A 19,710-nucleotide genomic window follows, 5' to 3' on the forward strand; every position below is an offset into this window, starting at 1 on the left:
CGTTCAGACGCGTGTGTCACTCGCATCGGACGGAACCGCAGCGCAGCTTATTCCAGGCCACCCCTGGAGCGCCGGGGAGCACTGCCTCGTCGCCTCTGAACGTCTCGAAGACGTTTGTGGCAACAGGTTGGGCGAGGCTCTGGACCATGACCCGAACGAGGGCGGACGACCACGGGCCGGGATGATCAACTTCACTCCGCGCAGCGCCAACGCGCCCTCGTCTGCTCAGGCGGAGCTGACATCAGGCTGGACGACGGCTCAGCTCGAGCTGAAGACGCTCGTCGTGGCAAGACAATTAAATGTGCGTCCGCGAAAGACGCTGAACCACGAAACGCCTGTCGAGCGAGTCCAGCAACCTTTCGCATCGACCGGTTGAGTTCGCCGAAGCAAAACCGATGATCGTGCCTTCAGTCGATCGCCTTTATCGGTATGTTCATCGCTTTATGCCTGCCAGGAATGTGTGTTATCGACGGCGGCCACCTTCTTCGCCGCGGTCTTTGGCTTCATCATTCACTCGTCGCCGACCTTACCCGATGCGAAACTCGAAGCCCTGTGTCGCTTCACAACGGTCGTTGTGTGAGTGCTGCTTCGTTCTTGACGCTGACGTGGGCAATTAATGTTTAGCTACCTTCTTCCCAACGGAGAGTACCCATGTCACTGCAAGACAAACTCGACACCTTCCAGGCCGACTTCAAGGCCGGCAAGTTGCCGTTTAAACCACCTCCAGAGATCCACTCTGTCATGGAGCGCGCCACCACCGAACTTATCGCGAGTGGACAGGCCAGCCGCGCCATAAAGGCCGGCGAGCATGCGCCGATGTTCAACCTGAAAGATGAAGATGGAAACGATGTGTCTTCCACGGCGCTGCTGGCGAAGGGGCCGCTAGTGATCACTTTCTATCGCGGGGTGTGGTGCCCGTATTGCAATATTGAATTGCGGTCGATCAACGAGGTATTGCAAAAACTTCAGGCGTCCGGAGCAACCGTTGTCGCCATCTCGCCGCAAACCCAGGCCAATAATCGCAAATCGGTGCGGAGCAACGATCTGGGCTTCCCCGTGCTGAGCGACGTCAAGGGTCAAACCGGCGCGGATTTCGGTTTGCGCTTCGCGTTGCCCGATTATCTGGTCGATCTGTACAAGAACCTGAAAAACGATCTGCCAGCCATCAACAACGACCCCAGTTGGACCTTGCCTATGCCGGCGCGTTATGTCGTCGGTCAGGACGGCGTCGTGCTGTATTCCGAAGTCAACCCGGACTACACTCGCCGGCCCGACCCGTCCGATTTGTTCCCGGTGCTAGAGAAGGCAACCGCCCGGGTCTGAACCTTACCGCGTGCCGCGCCGGACCATTCGGCGCGACCTAACGATTCATGAGAGGAATTTTTTATGACACGGCGTATTTTCCTTGTTACTGGCGCGACCAAAGGGATTGGCCTCGCACTGACCGAACGGCTAGTGCGCGACGGCCACCATGTGGTTGGCCTCGCGCGCGAAGCAACCGCGTTTCCAGGCGAGCTGGTCTGTGTTGACCTGGCGGATCGCATCGCAACCGGCACGGTGCTCCAGGAGCTGACGAGACGATATGCATTTGATGGCGTCGTCAACAACGTTGCACTGGTCAGGCCGCAACAGCTTGGAGAGATTGAATTCGACGACCTCGACGCCGTCCTGGCGTTGAATCTTCATCCCGCCGTGCAGACCGTCCAGGCGTTGCTCCCCGGGATGCGGGCAAGTGGGTGGGGACGGATCGTGAACATATCGAGCCTCACGATTCTTGGCATGACGCAGCGTACCGCATATGCAGCAGCGAAAGCCGCACTGGTGAGCTTTGCACGTTCATGGGCGCTGGAACTGGCAGGCACGGGTATCACGGTCAATGCCGTAGCGCCGGGACCGACGGAAACGGCTCTGTTCCGCGCGAACAATCCGGTGGGAAGCGAAGGTGAGCAGCGGTATCTATCCGCCGTGCCGATGGGCCGCTTTGGCAAGCCGGATGAGATTGCCGCGACGATTGCGTTCCTGCTCTCCGAGGACGCCGCGTTCATGACCGGCCAGACGCTTTACGTCGACGGCGGCTCGTCAATCGGCAAGCTCGGCTTCTGACGGTGTGTGGGCGTTGCTGGCAGCAGTGACGCACGGAATCTCCTCAACGAAGGCGACAAAGGCGCGTGCCTTTGCACTCACGAGGCGGCCGGCCGGAAACACGGCCCACAGATCTATCGACGGCAATTCCCAGTCGGTAAGTACAGCCTAACTGTGCCGTCGGCAAGCTCAGGAGAAAACATCCATTCCGAGGCGAGCCCGCATCGGTCAGCGTGAGGGCGCGTGTCGAGCGCAGAAGAAGGTGTGCCAGGCAGAACTAGACAGAAGCGGGAACAACGCAAAAGAACATCCCCTGATATCTACCGCGCCGCCACTCGGTCGCGCGCCCCGAGCGCTTCCAGATACCTTGAAAAATGCAGCCGCCGAAGATCAGCCAGATTCACGTATCTGCGAGAGCCGCGCAATCAACCCCATCTCCTCCGAACATGCGTGACTCCATAAAAGAAACGAAGGCCCTGGCCTTCGCGCTCGCCTGTCTCCCCGTAGGGAATACCGCCCAAAGGTCAATTGAAGGCAACGACCAGTCTTCAAGCACCTCCGAGACCGCACCAGATTCAAGCTCGCGTGCAAACATCCATTCAGTTGAGATGACGAGACCGAGATCGGATAGAACTGCTTCCCGAATCCCTTCAGCCGCGGTAGCTCTGACTCGACCCCGTATCGTAATTGAAGTCTCAACAGATCCTTGCCGGAAGGTCCACGTGTCCCCGCCGCCTCGCTGATCGTAGATGACGGCCTGATGTCTGACCAGATCCATCGGCGAAGTGGGTACGCCAGCCCTGTTGAAATAGGCAGGAGTCCCTAAAACAAGGCGTCGCCCCTGGCCGATGCGCCTTGCCGTCAAAGATGAGTCCACCAGCGTGCCCATTCGCAACGCAACGTCGATACCCGTCTCGATGAGATCAACATTGCGGTCGTCTAAAAAGAGGTCCACGTCGAGGAAGGGATGCGCGTCAAGAAAAGCCGGAAGGTGTGGCATTACATGAAGGCGGGCGAACGTAACCGCAGCGCTCACACGCAAACGTCCCGAAAGTGCTGCCCCTGCGCCCCTCGCCGCCAGTACCGCCTCTTCAGCAGAATCGATCGCATGTTTCGCGTGCTCGTAAAATCTCTGACCCGATTCGGTCGGCGTGAGCCCATGCGTTGAACGCAATAGCAAGCGGACACCTAGATACTCCTCGAGTTGCGCTATTGCCTTCGAGACGGCGGGTTGGCCGATTCGTAGCTGGCGCGCTGCGCCCGAGAAAGATCCGGAATCGCACACAATTACGAAGGCTTCCATAGCCGACAGCCGATTCATTGTTGTTCCCCGCTGGAATGATCGCCGGGGATGCAGTCCATGTTTTCCATGCCGCCAGCATCCCCCTCAGAACATCAAAAAGGCTTATAGGGAAGAAACTTACCGTCCAGCGTGATGATGGCACGGGAACCACCCTCTGGATCGTCAACCCTCTTGACATCAATGCGGAAATTGATCGCACTGACTATGCCGTCACCAAATTGCTCGTGAACAAGCGCCTTCAAGGTCGTTCCATACACTTGGACCATTTCGTAAAATCGGTATATGGTCGGATCAGTGGGTACGTTTCCTGGAATGCTTCCACGTACCGGAATCGTCTGCAGCAATGCTGCAACGTCGGCATCGAGCGCAAGTTCTTTGGTAATTTTTTGCGCTGCACCCTCGGGCAACGGATGCTGTCCCAGCAGGGCGGCTGTTACGTACGCTACACCAAGTCCCGTGTCCTTCGCCAGATCGCTAAAACTTAGCCCCTTGCTGGCCTTGGCGGCCAGGATATGCGCGGTCAGCGTGGCACGTGCATCCTGAGTGACTTGAGCTTGCATAACTGCTCCCTTGACATGAATTGACGACCTTAAAGCGAGATCCGTCCGGCGGCCGGACACTCGAGCGAGATTGATATCAGGCGCGGAGATTAGCCCTTTAGATGCCTGATGGTCTCCTCCGTTGTCCATAGTGCGTGAGCGAGGAAACGATAATTGATCATTGCGGCCAGATACCCGTCACCTTCTGGCACGCGTGGACCAGCCGTGGCATCGCGCACCACAAGAACCTCGAAGCCTTGCTCGATCAGCTCGCGCAGATGCGACTCGACACACAGATTCGCCGCCATCCCGGCGAGAATGACCTGAGAGACCCCCTGCTTACGCAGTTGCAACACCAGATCGTTCGTCTCGGGACCGTAAACTTTATGAGGCGACGCGATGATGGTCTTTCCATCGAGAATGTAGGGCTTGTATTGATCGAGGAAATCGGCGCCTGAACCTTCAAACTCTTCCAGCGTAGTCGGTCCCTTCCGGCCGAACATGTTGATGCTATGCATCACCTTCTCAAGTGGGCCACCAAAGTGCCAATGGTGGTCAACTGGATAGTAGTAGTGCGGAGATACCGCCACGACAAGGTCCAGTTCTTTCGCGGTCTCGAACAGTTTTCGGATGTGCTCGACCGTGTCGTTTTCGACAATGCTCTCTCCAAAGAAAGGCCAGCTTACGCCGCCAGGGCTCAAGAAGTCATTTTGCGGGTCTATGACCACAAGTGCAGACTTTGACCTGTCGAGCGTCATGCTAGACGACGGGAGCGCGGGATCCGTTGGGTCAGCATACGGGCCACGGGCTGCCTGCTGGGTTGTGCTTTCGCTGCTCATAGTGCATCTCCTGAAGTTAAGTTACATACACAGGTCTGCCTACCACACGGACGATATATTAATAGACGACCAGTCGCTTTATAATAACAACAAAAAAATTACCCAAGCAATAGCGGCAACACAACTTTTTCAAAACGCTGGAACGCCTTCCCGTTCTGCTCGACTTTTCCACGCATCACGGCCCCTTCATAGGCTTCGACCAGGATAGCAGCCACCTCGGCCACCTGCTTGTCTTTCCGCAGTTCGCCGCGCAACTGAGCCTCACGCAAACACGTTGCCAGTGACGCCTCCCAGTAGCCCATCAGGCGAGAAAGCCTCTGCCGCGTGTCCTCACTGCAATTCGACAGTTCCAGCGACAGATTGCCAATCAGGCACCCGAGCGCAAAGTCCCCCTGCGCGTGATCCTCCGTTATGGCACGAAAGAATCTGGCAATGCGCGCAAGCGGCTTGATGCGAGCGTCGTAAAGAATGGGAGCGTGCCGTTCCTCGATGGACCGCCAATACTCCTCCAGGATTTCGGCAGCAAATTGCTCCTTGCTCTCGAAGTAGTTGTAGAACGAACCCTTCGGAACCTTGGCCGCGGTTGTGATGTCAGCGACCCCGCTGCCATTGAAGCCCCTTTCCAGAACGACGTCACGACCGATCGATAGAAGTCGCGAGCGGACGTCGGGGTTTGGAGGTCTTGGCATGGCTCGCACTCTACATAGGGTTATCGCGTAGCAAGATAACCGGTCATCTATTATTCCGTCAATCCTTTTTTCAGAGCATCGCGCCAGCCGGTCGCTCGGCATCGGTCATTCTTCTTTGCCGATAGTGAGCTGGAAGCCCTCATCGACCCAACCGGTAATGCCGCCGATCATCACCTTGACCGGGCGGCCGAGTTGCGCAAGTTTCATTGCAGCACGCGTTGCGCCGTTGCAATGAGGGCCCGCGCAGTATGTGACGAAAAGCGTCTCAAGCGGATACTGGGCGAGCTTCGACGCCACTATCTTGCCATGCAGAAGGTTCAACGCGCCTGGCACGTGGCCACGCATGAAATGCGCAGGGCTACGGACGTCGAGCAGAACGAAGTCGACGGCAAGCGGGTCGTCGCTCTCAAGCGCCGCATGGACATCAGCGCAATCGGTTTCGAACGACAACGAAGTACCGAAGTGAGCGAGCGCTACAGCACTATCGGCGGCCGGAACGGCTGAGACTGGGGACATATAAATCTCCTATGCATGTATTGTTGCAATGGATTTTCCGGGTCTCATGCCTCGGTGGCCAGTGGCGCAAAGGCCATATACCGGTAACATCGCGCCATATCGTGCAGCCATGTTATCGGGTCGCCCCTGAACAATTCGTTTCTCGTTGCACCGCCGTCACGCCGTCACGTCGGTGGCAATGTTGAAGTTGAGCAAAGCACGACCTGTCATAGTTTTCATGGCAGATACCTGGCTGTCCAAAGCTTTTGGCTATTAATCCCATGTCGGCACCTTGTCGCTCGCGAACCGGACCGACATCAAGCGTCGCTCCATGCAGGTCCTGCCCTTCCAGGAATTCGATTTCTCTAACCTTTATTCCCTGATACGCTCTATCCAATTCCTTATGGAGCGGCCATGAAACTGGTATTGCGCAATGCACTGGCGGCGGCAGCGATCGCCTCCACCTTGATCCTGTCGTTCACAGCGGCCGGCCCCGCAATGGCGGCCACACCGAAAGACATGTTCGTCATGGCGACTTTCCTCGACGAATTCACCACGCTCGATCCAGGCGAGGTCTACGAACTGGTGCCGGAGGAATACGTGGCGAATACCTATGACCGGCTGGTGAGGGTCGATCTGAAAGACCCGTCGAAGTTCAACGGCGACGTCGCGCAATCATGGGCAGTCAGCCCGGACGGACTGACCTTCACGTTCAAGATCCGCCCAGGTCTCAAGTTCCACTCGGGCAATCCGTTGACCGCCGACGACGTCGCCTGGTCGATCCAGCGCACGGTCCTGCTCGACAAAGGTGCTGCCGCCGTGCTGCAAGGCATTGGCCTCACCAAGGACAACGTGCTTGGCAATGTAAGGAAGGTTGACGACACAACCGTCAGTGTGACGACGGACCAGAAATACGCGCCGACGTTCGTCCTGAACGTGCTCGGCGCGTGGCCTGCATCGGTGGTGGACAAGCAGTTGCTGCTGTCGCACCAGAAAGGCAATGACTTCGGCAACGACTGGCTGCGCACGAACGAGGCGGGCTCCGGCGCCTACAAACTCGTCAAGTGGACGGCCAACGACAGCATCGTGCTGCAGCGCTTCGACGGCTATCGCTTTCCGCTCGCGATGAAGCGCATTGTGCTACGTCACGTGCCGGAGGCATCGAGCCAGCGCCTGCTGCTCGAGAACGGCGACGTCGATGTAGCGCGCAATCTGAGCCCGGACGATCTCGCCGCACTGACGAAGTCCGGCAAGGCGCAGGTGAGCGCCGTGCCGCAGGCCACGCTTTTGTACCTCGGCCTCAACGTCAAGAATCCTGCGCTCGCAAAACCGGAAGTCCAGGAAGCGATGAAGTGGCTGATCGACTATAACGGTATCCAGAGCAACGTCGCGAAGACCACCTACAAGGTGCACGAAACGTTCCTCCCGGAAGGATTTCTCGGCGCGCTGAACACCAATCCTTACCAGCAGAACGTCGCGAAGGCCAAGGCGCTACTGGCCAAAGCGGGCTTTCCGAACGGCTTCTCCGTAACAATGGACGTGCGTAACGGCTACCCGTACGGCGAAATAGCCGAGGCCGTTCAGGCCAATCTCGCCCAGGCCGGGATCAAGGTTCAGCTCATCCCGGGCGACAACAAGCAGACGCTTGCGAAGTACCGCTCACGCATGCATGACATCTATATCGGCGAATGGTCGGCAGACTACATCGACCCACACAGCAATGCGCAAGGCTTCGCCTGGAATCCGGACAACTCCGACCAGTCGGCCTACAAGATGCTTGCGTGGCGTAATTCATGGAGTATTCCTGATCTGACGAAGGAAACCACTGCGGCGCTCGCCGAGTCGTCGACCGTCAAGCGCGCCGAGCTGTACCAGACGATGCAGAAGCAGATGCTCATGAACTCACCCTTCGTGATCATGTTCCAGCAGGTCTCACAGGTGGCCGCGCGGCCGGGGGTGACAGGTCTGGACGTGGGTCCGATCAACGACCTCGTGTCGTATCGCGATCTGAAGAAACAGTAGCGCATGCGCAAGCTTTCAGCTAATAGCGCCAGTGTTCGCTGGACCTTGCGTCTTGCGCGCTGGGTCGTCACGCTCGTGATCACCTTCGCCGGCCTGCTGGCGGTCACGTTCGTGATCGGCCGCAAAATACCGATCGACCCGGTTCTGGCGATTCTCGGCGACCGTGCCTCGGCGACAGCGTATGCGGCCGCTCGCCTGCAGCTCGGGCTCGACAGGCCGCTCACCGTGCAGTTCCTGATCTACGTGCGCGATGTGCTGCATGGCGACTTCGGCATGTCCCTGCTGACGGCGCACCCCGTTATCGAGGATATCCAGCGCGTGTTCCCGGCAACGATCGAACTCGCCACCCTGTCGACCATGATCGGCGTGCTGATCGGCGTGCCTCTGGGCGTAATCGCAGCCGTACGCCACAATCGCTGGATCGATCACGTCGCACGCTTTATTGGACTTGTCGGCAGCTCGGTACCCGTGTTCTGGCTTGGGCTGATGGGACTGCTGCTGTTCTACGCGAAGCTGCACTGGGTAGCCGGCCCAGGACGCGTCGATCCGGTATTCGACGGCATGGTCGATACGCATACGGGCAGCTTGCTGGTCGACTCCCTGATCGCGGGCGAATGGGACGTGTTCTTCAACGCGTTCTCGCATATCGCGTTGCCGGCGGCCATCCTCGGCTACTACTCGGTCGCCTATCTGAGCCGGATGACGCGTTCGTTCATGCTTGATCAGTTGAGCCAGGAGTACATCACCACGGCACGCGCAAAAGGCCTGCCCGAGCACCGCGTAATCTGGCGTCACGCCTTCGGCAATATCGCCGTGCCGCTTCTTACCGTCATCGCGCTCACATACAGCTATCTGCTCGAAGGCTCGGTGCTGACCGAAATCGTGTTCGCCTGGCCCGGTATCGGCTCGTATCTGACGGGTGCACTGCTGAACGCCGACATGAACGCCGTGCTTGGCAGCACGCTCGTGATCGGTGTCACGTTCATCGCGCTCAATCTGCTGACCGACGCGCTCTATCGCGTGTTCGATCCGCGCGCCCGCTGATGTTCCGGAGATCCATTTGGCGCTTCCCTCATCCGATCAATCGACGCAAACGCAGGACTCGCCGATGAACACCGGTCCCCGGCGGTGGAAAGACTGGCTGCTGAGCGACACGCCCGCGTCACGTCGACAGGCCGCGCTCGGTCTCGCTTATCGGCGCTGGCGACGCTTTGCGGGCAATCCGCTGTCTGTGTTCGGCTTTGTGATTCTAGCGTTGCTGATCATCGTCGCGGCAAGCGGGCCGCTGATCGCGCCGCACGACCCGCTGCAACAAGTCCTCTCAGACCGCCTTCTGCCTCCGGGTTCGCCGTCGCACTGGTTCGGCACCGACCAGCTTGGCCGCGACATCCTCTCGCGGCTGATCTACGGCTCGCGGCTCACGCTTTCGATCGCGATTCTCGTCGTGGTGATCGTGGTGCCCATCGGCCTTCTGATCGGCACCACAGCCGGCTTCTTTGGCGGCTGGGTCGACAATGTGCTGATGCGCATCACCGACGTGGCCCTCGCGTTTCCGAAGATTGTGCTTGCGCTCGCGTTCGCGGCCGCGCTGGGACCCGGTGTCATCAACGCAGTGATCGCGATTTCGATTACAGCGTGGCCGGCGTACGCGCGCCTCGCGCGCGCGGAGACCCTGAGGCTCGTGCAGGCCGATTTCATTCACGTCGCGCGGCTGCAGGGCGCATCGCAAATGCGCATCCTGTTGCGTTATATCGTGCCGCTGTGCACGTCATCGGTGATCGTGCGTGCGACGCTCGATATGGCCGGCATCATTCTCACCGTCGCGGGTCTCGGGTTTCTCGGTCTCGGCGCGCAGCCGCCGAGCCCCGAGTGGGGTTTCATGGTCGCGTCGGGCCGCAACGTCCTGCTCGACTCGTGGTGGGTCGCCACTATTCCGGGTTTTGCCATTCTGCTGGTAAGTCTCGCCTTCAACCTGCTCGGCGACGGTCTGCGCGACGTCTTCGATCCGCGCCATGGAGGCTGACATGCCAACGGATATGACCCAACCCCTGTGTGAAATCGACGAGTTGCGGATCGGCTTTCGCGGTCACGACGGTGAATTGACGGACGCCGTGCGCGGCCTGTCGCTAACGCTGCATCGCGGCGAGCGGCTTGGCATCGTCGGCGAATCCGGCTCGGGCAAGACGCTGACTGGGCGTGCGCTGCTCGGCTTGCTGCCGCCTGACGCGCTATGCCAGGCAAAGACGATGAAGTTCGATGGCCAGGACCTGTTGGCGATGTCGGCACGCAAGCGCCGGCAACTGTGCGGCCGGCAGATGAGCATGATCCTGCAGGATCCGAAATACTCGCTGAACCCGGTGATGACCGTCGCGCAGCAGATGCGCGAGGCGTTCCATCTGCACAGCCCGAAACTCGACCGCCGCGAGATGCGCGAGAAGATCATCGCGGCGCTGGCCGCAGTGCACGTCCGCGATCCGGAGCGTGTCGCCGATGCCTACCCGCACGAATTGTCAGGCGGCATGGGACAACGCGTGATGATCGCCATGATGGTGTCATCCGGCCCACGACTTCTCGTCGCCGATGAGCCGACCAGCGCGCTCGACGTGCTCGTCTCGATGCAGGTGCTCCGGATTCTCGACGAGATGATCGAAAAGCACAACACGGGCCTCATTTTCATCAGCCACGACCTGCCGCTCGTGATGTCGTTCTGCGACCGCGTCGTCGTCATGTACGCGGGGCGCGTGGTGGAAACCTGCGCCGCTCGCGATCTTGTCCATGCCCAGCATCCCTACACGCGCGGCCTGCTCGCGGCGAATCCCCCGCTCATCGATCCACCCGACGAACTGCCTGTACTAAAGCGGGACGCAGCGTGGCTCGCGGAATCGACCGGAGAGTCGGCATGATCGACGTCAGCGCCCTTACGGTCCGCTTCAGGACGAAGACCGGTCACGTCGACGCAGTGCGCGAGGCAAGCTTTCATGTTGGCGAAGGAGAAGTCTTCGGGCTGGTCGGCGAATCTGGATCCGGCAAGTCAACGATACTGCGCGCGCTGAGCGGCCTCGCGCCCATCGCCAGCGGCCATATGAAGATCGGCTCCCATGTCCTCGGGGAAAAGGTCCCTCGCGCGTTTCGACGCGACGTGCAAATGGTTTTTCAGGATCCGTACGGCTCGTTGCATCCGCGCTTCACCGTCGATCAGACCTTGCGTGAGCCACTCACCATCAACGGCATCGACCGGCAGGACGAACGCATCGTCGATGCGCTGGGCGAAGTCGGGTTAGGTCCCGCGTATCGCTTTCGCTATCCGCATCAGTTGTCGGGAGGTCAGCGGCAACGCGTTGCAATCGCGCGGGCGCTGATTGTCGAACCGCGAGTATTGCTGCTCGATGAGCCGACGTCCGCGCTGGATGTGTCCGTGCAGGCCGAGATTCTCAACCTGCTGCGACGGCTCCATCGCGAGCGTCGGCTGACCATGGTGCTGGTCAGTCACAATCTCGCCGTAGTCGGCTTTTTCTGCCAGCGTGTCGCCGTGATGCGCAATGGTGAAATCGTCGAACAGTGCGATATCGCGTCGATTCGTGCGCAACGGGTCGAGCATGAGTACACCCGCAGCCTGCTGATCGCGACCGGGGGCTATCAGCGTGAGCCCAGTTACGCGTCCCACTCCGGTGCAAACGGCGGCGTCACGAAACGGTGATCCTTCGGCAACACGGCAATAGCGCGCCGGTCGTCGTCGTCGAGTTTCACCGCCAGAGCATCGAGATTGGCTTTCTGACTTTCGCGCCGTTGTGCCTTAGGAATGACGGCAACCCCATCCTGCCCCAGGAGCCAGGCAAGTGCAATCTGGGCGGCGCTCACGCCATGTCTGGCGCCGATTCCCTGCAGCACGGGGTCGCTCGCCGCCCTCCCCTGCGCAAGCGGAGCATAAGCAACGAGCGGAATGCCTTTCTCCCGCAGGTAGTTCAGCATTTTCGACTGCGCGAGAAACGCGTGGTATTCGATCTGGTGGCAAGCGATGGGTGCGCCGATTTCCTCGACCGCTGTTCGCAGCATCGTCAGGTTGAAATTGCATACGCCGATTGCCCGAACCGTGCCTTTCTCCAGAAAGCCTTGCATCGTCTCCATGATTGCGCCGAGGTCCATGTCACGCGATGGCCAATGCACCATATACAGATCGACATAGTCGACGCCGAGCTTTCCGAGGCTCGTGTCCAGAGCCCGTCGGATGGACTCCGGCTTGAGGTTCTCGTGCCACACCTTGGTCGTCACGTGCAGTTGCTCGCGCGCAAGACCCGAGGCCGCGATGGCGGCGCCTACCGCTTCCTCGTTCTGATACATCTCGGCGGTGTCGATGTGCCGATAACCGAGTTCGAGGGCACTCTCGACTACCGGCTGGCAATCTCCACCCGGCATGCGGAATGTGCCAAATCCGAGGCGCGGCAGTTCAATTCCGTGTGTCTTCAAAGCTTCCATTGATGCTCTCCCAAGCTGGTTCTGGTCCGCAGCGCAAGCCGCCGCAGCGCTCAGCTAACAATTTCTCATCTTTTTATTATTGAATAAAGTACGTGCCGCTCAAATCACTCGTGATTAAACTATCTGAATGAAATTAATCGTGGAGAGCGTATGACGTTTGACGGCCGGCTGTTTTCTGGCATCACCGTACTCGCCGCGGTCGCGGAAAGCGGTAGTTTCGTGCGCGCGGCGGACGCTCTCGGATTGTCGCCATCCGGTGTTAGCCGCGCTGTCTCGCGCCTCGAGAAGCGGGTGGGCGTGCGGCTGCTTGACCGTACGACGCGCTCGCAGACGCTGACCGACGAAGGCAGGCGCCTATATGACGCGGTCGGCCCGCATCTGACCGGCATCGAAGAAGCGGCTTCAGCGGCCTCGGGCTCAGCGAACGTCGTGCAGGGAAAGCTTCGTGTTAACGTCGACCCGTTCTTTTCGAGGACGGTACTGGCGTCGAGATTGCCAGATTTTTTGGCGCATCATCCTGACCTTTCGCTTGAGCTGATCATGCGCGATGACGTTGGCGATCTCGTGGCAGATGGATTTGACCTCGCGGTGCGCTTCGGCCCCCCGCCAACAGGATCACTGATTGCGCGCAAGCTGCTTGAGACGCGCATCATTACGGTCGCATCTCCACGGTATGTGGCTGAGCACGGTAGGCCAGCAGCGCCTGATGAGGTGAAGAAACACCAGCGAATCATGTTTTATAACCCGGTGACGGCCAAACCCTTCGAGTGGGAGTTCCATCGGGGTAAGAAGATCATGGACATACCCGCGGAGGGGCGCCTCCTCGTGTCGGATGTGGAAACCATGCTCGGCGCGTGTATCGCTGGCGCTGGAATCGCGCAGGTGATGGAGATTGGCGTCGGGCAGATGATGCGCGATGGCTTGCTCGTGGACATCTTCCCGGACTGGTCAGACGAAAGATTTCCGTTATATGCGCTCTTTCCGTCGCGACGCCATCGGGCTGCAAAAGTCGAGGCGTTCATTAGCTTCTGCCTCGAATCATTATCGGCAGCCGCACCGGCCGCTCGTAAATCCGCATCCGGTACTTCTACCCGCCGGCGTGCCTGATTCGCTCAACGAAGGATTCGAGCCGATGTCAGGCAATCCTCAGGCAAAATAGCCGCAAAAATCTCCCAAATCCTTAAATCTATTGAAAAAATCCTCACAATTAATTAAACAAATCCTGCCAGCGGTCGATAACCAGTTGAGCTGTCCCTCCCTATTTGGCTGGACTAAATATGCCTGGCACATACAACTTCTGGCTGGTAGGCGCCTCGTTCGCCGTAGCGACCCTCGCGTCCTATACCGCCCTGGACCTCACCGGCCGCATTTCTCTGCTCGCCTCGTCACGCCTGCGGCACGCATGGCTCGCCGGCGGTGCGGGTGCAATGGGCGTCGGCATCTGGTCGATGCACTTCATCGCCATGCTGGCGCTGTCGCTACCCATTCCGCTCGGCTACGACTTCCCGCTGACCGGCCTCTCGCTCGCCATCGCCGTGGGCGTGTCGTATCTGGCGCTGCTTGCCACGACGCGCGCGCGGCTGACCCTCGCGCATCTCGCGACCGGTAGTGTGCTGCTGGGACTCGGCATTGCGGGCATGCACTACACCGGCATGGCGGCAATGCGCATGCAACCTGGCATCGACTACCAGCCAGGCTGGGTCGCCGCATCGATTGCGATCGGGATTGGCGCCTCGATGGCCGCGCTGCTAATCGCGCGCCGGCTGCGCAACGACGACGAGCGCAACGTCACGCGGTGGCGTGTTGGCGCGGCGCTGGTGATGGCCGTGGCCATCAGCGGCATGCACTATTCCGGTATGGCGGCGGCAAGCTTTCCGGTAGGCGCCATCTGCGGTGCGGCCAAGGGTGTGAACACCGAATGGCTGGCGACGGCCGTGATCCTGTTCACCTTCGCAATCCTGATCGTTACGCTGATGCTGTCCCGCTTCGACGCGCGCACCACCTTCCTCGCGAGCGCCGTGACCAACCTGAACGGACAGATCGTGCGCCTCGCTACGCTCGACACCCTGACCGGATTGCCGAACCGCACCACCCTCACCGAACGGATCGAATCGGCCATCCAGCTGGCACGCCGCCGCAACAACGTGTTCGCAGTCCTGTTCATGGATCTGGACGGCTTCAAGACCATCAACGACTCGCTCGGCCATTCCGTTGGCGACCAGGTGCTCGCCGCCTTTGGGCAGCGCCTGCAAGCCTGCGTGCGCGTCACCGACACCGTGGCACGGTTGGGCGGGGACGAATTCGTGGTGCTCGCGGAAAATCTGGTGGCGAGTCAGGACGCACGCCTGATCGCAGAGAGCGTCCTCGAGCGCATGCGCGAAGGTGTGTGGAACGACAACGAGCCGTTGCAGGTCATGCCGAGTATCGGCATCGCGCTGTTCCCGCAGGACGGCGACACCGTCGAGACCCTGCTCAAGCACGCGGACGCAGCCATGTACGAGGCCAAGCGCGCTGGCCGCAGCACCTGGCGCTTCTTCGAGGCCAGCATGAACGAAGCGGCGACGCGCACGCTACAAATCCAGAACGCATTGCACGAGGCACTTGGCTCGGGCCTTTTCACACTGAATTTCCAGCCTAAATTCCGTGGCGACAGCAATGAGCTGGCAGGCGCCGAGGCGCTGATCCGCCTCAACCATCCGGTGCTTGGCACGCTGCCGCCGCTGGAATTCATTCCGATTGCCGAACGCTCCGGCCAGATCGTGCAGATCGGCTACTGGGTGGTGCGCGAAACCTGCCGGCAAATCCGCAGTTGGATCGACGAAGGCCTGCCGTCAATGAAGGTGGCGATCAACCTGTCGCCGCGTCAGCTCTCGCAACCGAACCTGGTCAGCACCGTACTCGATATCGTCAAGAGCGAGCGGGTGGCCTGCGACCAGATCATGTTCGAGATTACCGAAACCGTGGCCATGCAGGACGCCCCCAAAACGATCGAGATGATCCGCGAGTTTCAGGAATTCGGCTTCGAAATCGCCATCGACGATTTCGGCACCGGCTACTCGAGCCTCGCCTACCTGCAGCGCTTTCGCGTCAAGCAACTGAAGATAGACCGTTTCTTCACCAACGGTCTCGACGATCAAGGTCCGGAAGGTGCGGCGATCGTCTCCGCCATCATCGCGCTCGCACACTCCCTCGACATGGATGTGGTGGCCGAAGGCGTCGAAACGTCGACGCAACTCGGCAAGCTCAAAGCCATGATGTGTGACGAGATGCAGGGCTTTCTGCTCGGCAGGCCGCTGGCCGCGGACGCCTTCGGCGACCTGCTCAAGGAGCGGATGGCGGAGCTTTCATGAGATTCGACGTAGCAACGTTTAATTCGATTTGCCTGATGACGTTCTTATGTAGCGGCATCGTTTCAATCGCGCTCTCGCGCATCTTCGAGCGTGTTGAGGCGTTCCGCTTCTGGTCGGCCGCGTTTCTGCTGATGAGTGCGGCGGCGGCATGTTTCGGACTGCATCTGGTCTGGAACACCAGTGCGCTGCTGGTCGCAACGGCCACCTTTAGCCTGCAGTCACGGATCCTCGTATGGATGGGCACGCGCGCCCTGTTCGGCGCTCCCGCGTCGCTGCGTGCGGCTTTAGCGGTGACGGCGGTATTCTGCCTGCTGTTTTCTCTCGCCCACCTGTTGCACGCGCCGATTGTCGTTCGTGCCGCGCTCCTGACGTTGTTCTTCTTGCCGTGCCGCGCGCTGACACTCTATGAGGTCTGCCGCAGACGCCGTCCGGATCTCGGGCCGGCGCGCATGATGGTGGCGATCGCAAGCGTGATTGCGTGCCTCAACGCAGCGGTGCCGCTTACGCTGGTACTGCTAAACCGGGCCAATGCGTCGCTGATACTGGGCAACCCGCAATCCACGTCGGCTGTGTATGCCATCGTGTTTGCCGGCGACCTGCTTCTGGTCATCGGCTTGATCATGCTGGCCTTGCAACATCTGCTGGCCGAACAGCGCATGCTCGCCAATCTCGACAAAGGTGCAGCGCAACGTCCCGCCCTGCTCAATCCGGCGCTGCGGCCCGGGGGACCGGCTTTTTCCGAGTCGGCCGTGCTTCGGGATTAGGCGTCACCCTTGCCTCAAGCCTTCATGCCTGACCTGATTTCACGCGGGCCTATGCACGGTGTCCCGCGGATCAAATCAGATGAGGCTCCGATTCGTTCGTCTCGCGGCCAAGCGTCGTAGGCGCCAGCGCCGGGTCGCGCCGCGTCAGCTTGCCGTCCACGGAAGCGCCGCAATCCATGCGCAATTGCTGGTAATGAATATTGCCCGTGACGTGCGCGTTGGGTTGCAACTCGACAAAATGATCGGCGATCACGTCACCGACAATCTTACCGTTCACCACCACGTCGTAACCATGCACGTTGCCCTCGATCGAGCCACGATCGCTCAGAACGAGTAACGTCTGCGTGTCCGCCTTGCCGCTGACATTACCGCGCACGTGGCCATCCATACGCAGTCCTGCGCTAAATTCGAGGTCGCCGGTGATGCACACGTCGTGGGCGATCAGGGTGGCGAGCTTGGTCTGCTGAATGCTCGTGGGTTTCTTCTTGCTAAACATAAGTCATCTCTAACGGGGAATGGAAACGTTCGTCGCGCGCTGCGTGGCCGGGCGACGGGCCGGTTTGACAGGCTAATGGCCTGATTGGCGAATACGTCGCCGCCGACCGGGTCAGCGGCGCTTCTGCTCCTGGCCGCGCAGAAACAGCAAGTCCGTATTCAGACGGCTGACTTCAGCGGCTGACGCGTCGGCGGTCTTTTGCACGGTCGAGCGAGCCGTGGACTCCTGGGCGAGCGCGAGGCGCGTGCGCTCCAGTTCTGCCCGCACTGCGTCCGGCGAAACCGGCACGCTTGCACACGCCGCCGGCACCGTGGCGTGCCGCGAGTCGCACCATCGCATGGCTGCAGCGCCCACAGCAACACCGCACGCAAGCACGCCGGCCCAGATCGCTACGCAAGCGACGCGCGAGCGCACCGGCTGCAGCGTATAGGCGCGCTGCGTGAGAGTGCCCGCGTCGCGGGCCAAACGAAGATCAACCATGGGGTGTGGCGCCGAACAGCGCAAGGTAGGCAGTCGGATCGACCGGGGCGCCGTTCACCAGTACTTCGAAGTGCAGATGCGGTCCGGTTGAGCGGCCAGTGGTGCCGATATCGGCGACGTGCTGGCGCGGCAGCACCAGATCGCCTTCACGGACGAGGATGCGCGACGCGTGACCGTAGCGCGTGATGAGACCGTTGCCGTGATCGATCTCCACGGCATTGCCGTAGCCGCCCTTCGGGCCGGCAAAGATCACACGGCCGCCGGCTGCGGCAAGAATCGGCGTACCGCTCGGTGCGACGAGATCGACGCCAGGATGAAAACTGAGCTTATGCGTAAACGGATCGATACGGTTGCCGAACGGCGAGCCGAAGCGGGCGCCATCGGCTGGCATCCGGCCAGGAAACGCGCCGAACGCGACCTCGTGCACATCCGTCTCGTGTTCGAGCGCGGAGAGCGTCGCACGCATGCAATCGAGTTGCTGCTGGGTCGAAGCCGCGTCGCCGCGCGACGGCCGCGTGGCGATTTCGACGCAGCGCCGCGGCGGCAGCGACGGTCCGCCCTCGCCGTCCGCATCCGAAGTGTCCTGATCGGATGGATTGGCCGGCGCGCGCGGTGGCGCTTTCGGCGTATTCAGGCGGGCCTCGAAATCGCGCAGCGCGCCGACCTGCGTCGTCAGGCGTTCGAGCCGCGGCTCGAACTGCGCCATCGAGGCGTTGAGCTTGCCGAGCTGATCGATCGCATAGTCGTGCTCGACGCGGCTTGCCGCCGGCGCGCCCCGACCCGTTGCATCGTGAGAGGGTAAATGGATGCCAATCGCCACCCCTGCGGCGAGCGACAGAACTGAAACTCCCACGACCACTGCAATAGCGACACCAAGCGCCGCGCGCCGCGTAACGAAGCGGACCTCGCCGCTACTCAGCCGACTGCCAGCACCGAGAATGGAAGACATTAGCGGCTCTCCGCTGGCGGCGCGCATTGCCATGCGGACTCGCAAGAGAGCTGGCAAGCGCGGCGCGCAGACAGGGTGGAGAAGACAACGACAGCGAAGGGGCTAACCGGCATGCAGCATGAGTCGGACGACAGCCGACATGGGATGAAAGACAAGGGCGCAAATTATCCCCTCTCATTGTCAAGCACCATCTCAAATTCGGATGCCGCAGCAATGAAGCAAGCGCAGATTTCGAATCCAGATTCCACAGGATGCCGAATCAGTTCATTTGTTCCAGCCTGCAAGTTTGCGCTCAGGCATCGACCAGTTGCCGCAATCGCTCGCGCAGATCTTCCGTGGCCCGCGTCATCGGCGCGCGCAGTTCGTCGCTGATCAGCCCTTGGGCTGCCAGCGCAGCCTTCACTGGACCGGGATTGGGCTCCGAGCAGAGTGCCCCGATCAACGGCGCGAGCGCGTGGAAAATCGGCCGGCCGTCTTCGAGCCGGCCGTCCGCTAGCGCGCGGTACAACGCCACAAAGCGCTCCGGATGCACATGCGCCGAAGCCGCAATCGCGCCGCTGCCACCGAGGCAAAGCGTATTGAACAGGTTCATGTCATCGCCAGCGAGCACCTGCAGGCGGCCGTCGAGAATCAGCGCGAGCGTCGTGTCGAGCGAACCGGCGCAGTCCTTGACCGCCTGAATTCGCGGATGCCCGGCCAGTGTCAGCAACGTCGCCAGTTCGAGGCGCACACCGGTGCGATACGGAATGTCATAGACGACCACCGGCTTGACGCTGAGATCGGCCAAACCGGTGAAATGCTCGATCAGCCCGGCCTGCGAAGGCCGGATGTAGTACGGCGCCGAGATCAGTACGCCCGCGACCGGCAGATCGTTCAACTGCGTGATGCGCGAGCGCAGGCTCGCGGTGTGATTGCCTGCCACGCCGGCCAGCACCGGCAGCGTACCGGCTTGCGCAAGGATGGTCGCCAGCACCGCATCCTGCTCGGCGGTCTCAAGCGCCGCCGGCTCGCCGGTGGTGCCGAGCGCGACCAGCCCTGCTACGCCTGCCTCAGCGTAGAAGCGCACTAATCGCCGCAGCGCGGCGTGATCGACGGCGCCGTCGGCGAACGGCGTAATGACAGGAACCCAGATACCCGAAAAGATAGACATGACTTAACCTCGAACGCGACCGTATCGATTCCGTTCAGCGTGGCGAGGGGGTCAAAAGCGGGGAAATAAGACGCGGGCC

20 protein-coding genes and 2 pseudogenes are annotated in these 19,710 nt (G+C 60.6%); 11 read left to right on the forward strand and 11 right to left on the reverse strand.

What is annotated here, in order from left to right; all coding sequences use genetic code 11:
• From M0954_RS01925 to M0954_RS01935, 3 genes and pseudogenes are all read left to right on the forward strand, one after another.
• Positions 1-376, forward strand: a pseudogene (locus tag M0954_RS01925) (hypothetical protein); the annotation flags it as partial.
• A gap of 275 nt (positions 377-651) precedes the next feature.
• Entirely contained in the window at positions 652-1,323 is a 672-nt protein-coding gene (locus M0954_RS01930; RefSeq protein ID WP_123388243.1) for a peroxiredoxin-like family protein, read from the forward strand.
• A 63-nt stretch (positions 1,324-1,386) separates the two neighbouring features.
• Positions 1,387-2,103, forward strand: coding sequence for an SDR family oxidoreductase (locus M0954_RS01935; RefSeq protein ID WP_297351327.1), 717 nt, complete (start codon positions 1,387-1,389; stop codon positions 2,101-2,103).
• On the opposite strand, the pseudogene M0954_RS01940 reads toward M0954_RS01935, so the two are convergent.
• The 6 genes and pseudogenes from M0954_RS01940 to M0954_RS01965 form a co-directional block, all read right to left on the reverse strand.
• A pseudogene (locus M0954_RS01940) lies at positions 2,080-2,300 on the reverse strand (LysR substrate-binding domain-containing protein); the annotation flags it as partial. The gene M0954_RS01935 and the pseudogene M0954_RS01940 sit on opposite strands and share 24 nt — an antisense overlap.
• A 182-nt stretch (positions 2,301-2,482) precedes the next feature.
• Positions 2,483-3,403, reverse strand: a complete 921-nt coding sequence (locus M0954_RS01945; RefSeq protein ID WP_297351328.1) for a LysR family transcriptional regulator — start codon at positions 3,401-3,403, stop codon at positions 2,483-2,485.
• Between the two features lie 74 nt (positions 3,404-3,477).
• Complete coding sequence (cynS, locus tag M0954_RS01950) at positions 3,478-3,945, reverse strand: cyanase (protein WP_123388245.1); 468 nt, start codon at positions 3,943-3,945, stop codon at positions 3,478-3,480.
• Positions 3,946-4,034: 89 nt separating this feature from the next.
• A complete protein-coding gene (locus tag M0954_RS01955) occupies positions 4,035-4,763 on the reverse strand; it encodes a cysteine hydrolase (protein WP_297351330.1) in 729 nt (242 codons plus the stop codon).
• Between the two features lie 98 nt (positions 4,764-4,861).
• Complete coding sequence (locus M0954_RS01960) at positions 4,862-5,452, reverse strand: TetR/AcrR family transcriptional regulator (protein WP_122158132.1); 591 nt, start codon at positions 5,450-5,452, stop codon at positions 4,862-4,864.
• A 105-nt stretch (positions 5,453-5,557) separates the two neighbouring features.
• The gene (locus M0954_RS01965; protein WP_122158131.1) at positions 5,558-5,968 is read right to left on the reverse strand and encodes a rhodanese-like domain-containing protein; all 411 of its coding nucleotides are present in this window, start codon (positions 5,966-5,968) and stop codon (positions 5,558-5,560) included.
• Positions 5,969-6,361: 393 nt separating this feature from the next.
• On the opposite strand from M0954_RS01965, the gene M0954_RS01970 reads away from it, so the two are divergent.
• The 5 genes from M0954_RS01970 (at position 6,362) to M0954_RS01990 (ending at position 11,666) form a co-directional block, all read left to right on the forward strand.
• Complete coding sequence (locus M0954_RS01970; protein ID WP_122158130.1) at positions 6,362-7,969, forward strand: ABC transporter substrate-binding protein; 1,608 nt, start codon at positions 6,362-6,364, stop codon at positions 7,967-7,969.
• Between the two features lie 3 nt (positions 7,970-7,972).
• Positions 7,973-9,013 carry an ABC transporter permease gene (locus M0954_RS01975; RefSeq protein WP_297351332.1) on the forward strand — a complete coding sequence of 347 codons (1,041 nt, stop codon included), beginning with the start codon at positions 7,973-7,975 and terminating at the stop codon, positions 9,011-9,013.
• A 64-nt stretch (positions 9,014-9,077) separates the two neighbouring features.
• Positions 9,078-9,992, forward strand: a complete 915-nt coding sequence (gene nikC / locus M0954_RS01980) for a nickel transporter permease (protein WP_122159499.1) — start codon at positions 9,078-9,080, stop codon at positions 9,990-9,992.
• A 1-nt stretch (position 9,993) separates the two neighbouring features.
• The gene (locus tag M0954_RS01985; RefSeq protein ID WP_297351334.1) at positions 9,994-10,872 is read left to right on the forward strand and encodes an ABC transporter ATP-binding protein; all 879 of its coding nucleotides are present in this window, start codon (positions 9,994-9,996) and stop codon (positions 10,870-10,872) included.
• Positions 10,869-11,666 carry an ABC transporter ATP-binding protein gene (locus M0954_RS01990; protein ID WP_297351336.1) on the forward strand — a complete coding sequence of 266 codons (798 nt, stop codon included), beginning with the start codon at positions 10,869-10,871 and terminating at the stop codon, positions 11,664-11,666. The genes M0954_RS01985 and M0954_RS01990 overlap by 4 nt, the downstream gene beginning before the upstream one ends.
• On the opposite strand, the gene M0954_RS01995 is transcribed toward M0954_RS01990, so the two are convergent.
• The gene (locus tag M0954_RS01995; protein WP_122158126.1) at positions 11,621-12,442 is read right to left on the reverse strand and encodes an aldo/keto reductase; all 822 of its coding nucleotides are present in this window, start codon (positions 12,440-12,442) and stop codon (positions 11,621-11,623) included. The two genes, M0954_RS01990 and M0954_RS01995, sit on opposite strands and share 46 nt — an antisense overlap.
• A 150-nt stretch (positions 12,443-12,592) precedes the next feature.
• Here M0954_RS01995 and M0954_RS02000 point away from each other — a divergent pair, with 150 nt between their 5' ends.
• The 3 genes from M0954_RS02000 (at position 12,593) to M0954_RS02010 (ending at position 16,556) form a co-directional block, all read left to right on the forward strand.
• Complete coding sequence (locus M0954_RS02000) at positions 12,593-13,549, forward strand: LysR family transcriptional regulator (RefSeq protein WP_297351338.1); 957 nt, start codon at positions 12,593-12,595, stop codon at positions 13,547-13,549.
• A 170-nt stretch (positions 13,550-13,719) separates the two neighbouring features.
• Positions 13,720-15,792: an EAL domain-containing protein gene (locus M0954_RS02005; RefSeq protein WP_122158124.1), complete on the forward strand. Its 2,073-nt coding sequence runs from the start codon at positions 13,720-13,722 to the stop codon at positions 15,790-15,792.
• On the forward strand, positions 15,789-16,556 hold the full coding sequence (locus tag M0954_RS02010) for a hypothetical protein (RefSeq protein ID WP_122158123.1): 768 nt from the start codon (positions 15,789-15,791) through the stop codon (positions 16,554-16,556). The genes M0954_RS02005 and M0954_RS02010 overlap by 4 nt, the downstream gene beginning before the upstream one ends.
• Before the next feature lie 70 nt (positions 16,557-16,626).
• Here M0954_RS02010 and M0954_RS02015 read toward each other — a convergent pair whose 3' ends face one another.
• The 4 genes from M0954_RS02015 to dapA form a co-directional block, all read right to left on the reverse strand.
• Positions 16,627-17,052, reverse strand: coding sequence for a polymer-forming cytoskeletal protein (locus tag M0954_RS02015; RefSeq protein ID WP_297351340.1), 426 nt, complete (start codon positions 17,050-17,052; stop codon positions 16,627-16,629).
• Between the two features lie 111 nt (positions 17,053-17,163).
• A complete protein-coding gene (locus M0954_RS02020) occupies positions 17,164-17,532 on the reverse strand; it encodes a hypothetical protein (protein WP_297351342.1) in 369 nt (122 codons plus the stop codon).
• Positions 17,525-18,481, reverse strand: coding sequence for a M23 family metallopeptidase (locus M0954_RS02025; RefSeq protein WP_297351344.1), 957 nt, complete (start codon positions 18,479-18,481; stop codon positions 17,525-17,527). The genes M0954_RS02020 and M0954_RS02025 overlap by 8 nt, the downstream gene beginning before the upstream one ends.
• 292 nt (positions 18,482-18,773) lie before the next feature.
• The gene (dapA, locus tag M0954_RS02030) at positions 18,774-19,631 is read right to left on the reverse strand and encodes a 4-hydroxy-tetrahydrodipicolinate synthase (RefSeq protein ID WP_297351346.1); all 858 of its coding nucleotides are present in this window, start codon (positions 19,629-19,631) and stop codon (positions 18,774-18,776) included.
• Positions 19,632-19,710 lie beyond the last annotated feature (79 nt).

The organism is Paraburkholderia sp., from assembly GCF_026225065.1.
In the GTDB taxonomy this organism is placed as follows: domain Bacteria; phylum Pseudomonadota; class Gammaproteobacteria; order Burkholderiales; family Burkholderiaceae; genus Paraburkholderia.

Bases quoted from the DNA above. Each gene is read 5' to 3' on its own strand.
- M0954_RS02015 (WP_297351340.1), bottom strand. From the start codon at position 17,052: ATGTTTAGCAAGAAGAAACCCACGAGCATTCAGCAGACCAAGCTCGCC.
- M0954_RS01935 (WP_297351327.1), top strand. From the start codon at position 1,387: ATGACACGGCGTATTTTCCTTGTTACTGGCGCGACCAAAGGGATTGGC.
- M0954_RS02025 (WP_297351344.1), bottom strand. From the start codon at position 18,481: ATGTCTTCCATTCTCGGTGCTGGCAGTCGGCTGAGTAGCGGCGAGGTC.
- nikC (WP_122159499.1), top strand. From the start codon at position 9,078: ATGAACACCGGTCCCCGGCGGTGGAAAGACTGGCTGCTGAGCGACACG.
- M0954_RS01995 (WP_122158126.1), bottom strand. From the start codon at position 12,442: ATGGAAGCTTTGAAGACACACGGAATTGAACTGCCGCGCCTCGGATTT.
- M0954_RS01970 (WP_122158130.1), top strand. From the start codon at position 6,362: ATGAAACTGGTATTGCGCAATGCACTGGCGGCGGCAGCGATCGCCTCC.
- M0954_RS01960 (WP_122158132.1), bottom strand. From the start codon at position 5,452: ATGCCAAGACCTCCAAACCCCGACGTCCGCTCGCGACTTCTATCGATC.
- M0954_RS01955 (WP_297351330.1), bottom strand. From the start codon at position 4,763: ATGAGCAGCGAAAGCACAACCCAGCAGGCAGCCCGTGGCCCGTATGCT.
- M0954_RS02000 (WP_297351338.1), top strand. From the start codon at position 12,593: ATGACGTTTGACGGCCGGCTGTTTTCTGGCATCACCGTACTCGCCGCG.
- M0954_RS01965 (WP_122158131.1), bottom strand. From the start codon at position 5,968: ATGTCCCCAGTCTCAGCCGTTCCGGCCGCCGATAGTGCTGTAGCGCTC.
- M0954_RS01930 (WP_123388243.1), top strand. From the start codon at position 652: ATGTCACTGCAAGACAAACTCGACACCTTCCAGGCCGACTTCAAGGCC.
- M0954_RS02020 (WP_297351342.1), bottom strand. From the start codon at position 17,532: ATGGTTGATCTTCGTTTGGCCCGCGACGCGGGCACTCTCACGCAGCGC.
- cynS (WP_123388245.1), bottom strand. From the start codon at position 3,945: ATGCAAGCTCAAGTCACTCAGGATGCACGTGCCACGCTGACCGCGCAT.
- M0954_RS01945 (WP_297351328.1), bottom strand. From the start codon at position 3,403: ATGAATCGGCTGTCGGCTATGGAAGCCTTCGTAATTGTGTGCGATTCC.
- M0954_RS01975 (WP_297351332.1), top strand. From the start codon at position 7,973: ATGCGCAAGCTTTCAGCTAATAGCGCCAGTGTTCGCTGGACCTTGCGT.
- M0954_RS01985 (WP_297351334.1), top strand. From the start codon at position 9,994: ATGCCAACGGATATGACCCAACCCCTGTGTGAAATCGACGAGTTGCGG.
- M0954_RS02005 (WP_122158124.1), top strand. From the start codon at position 13,720: ATGCCTGGCACATACAACTTCTGGCTGGTAGGCGCCTCGTTCGCCGTA.
- dapA (WP_297351346.1), bottom strand. From the start codon at position 19,631: ATGTCTATCTTTTCGGGTATCTGGGTTCCTGTCATTACGCCGTTCGCC.
- M0954_RS02010 (WP_122158123.1), top strand. From the start codon at position 15,789: ATGAGATTCGACGTAGCAACGTTTAATTCGATTTGCCTGATGACGTTC.
- M0954_RS01990 (WP_297351336.1), top strand. From the start codon at position 10,869: ATGATCGACGTCAGCGCCCTTACGGTCCGCTTCAGGACGAAGACCGGT.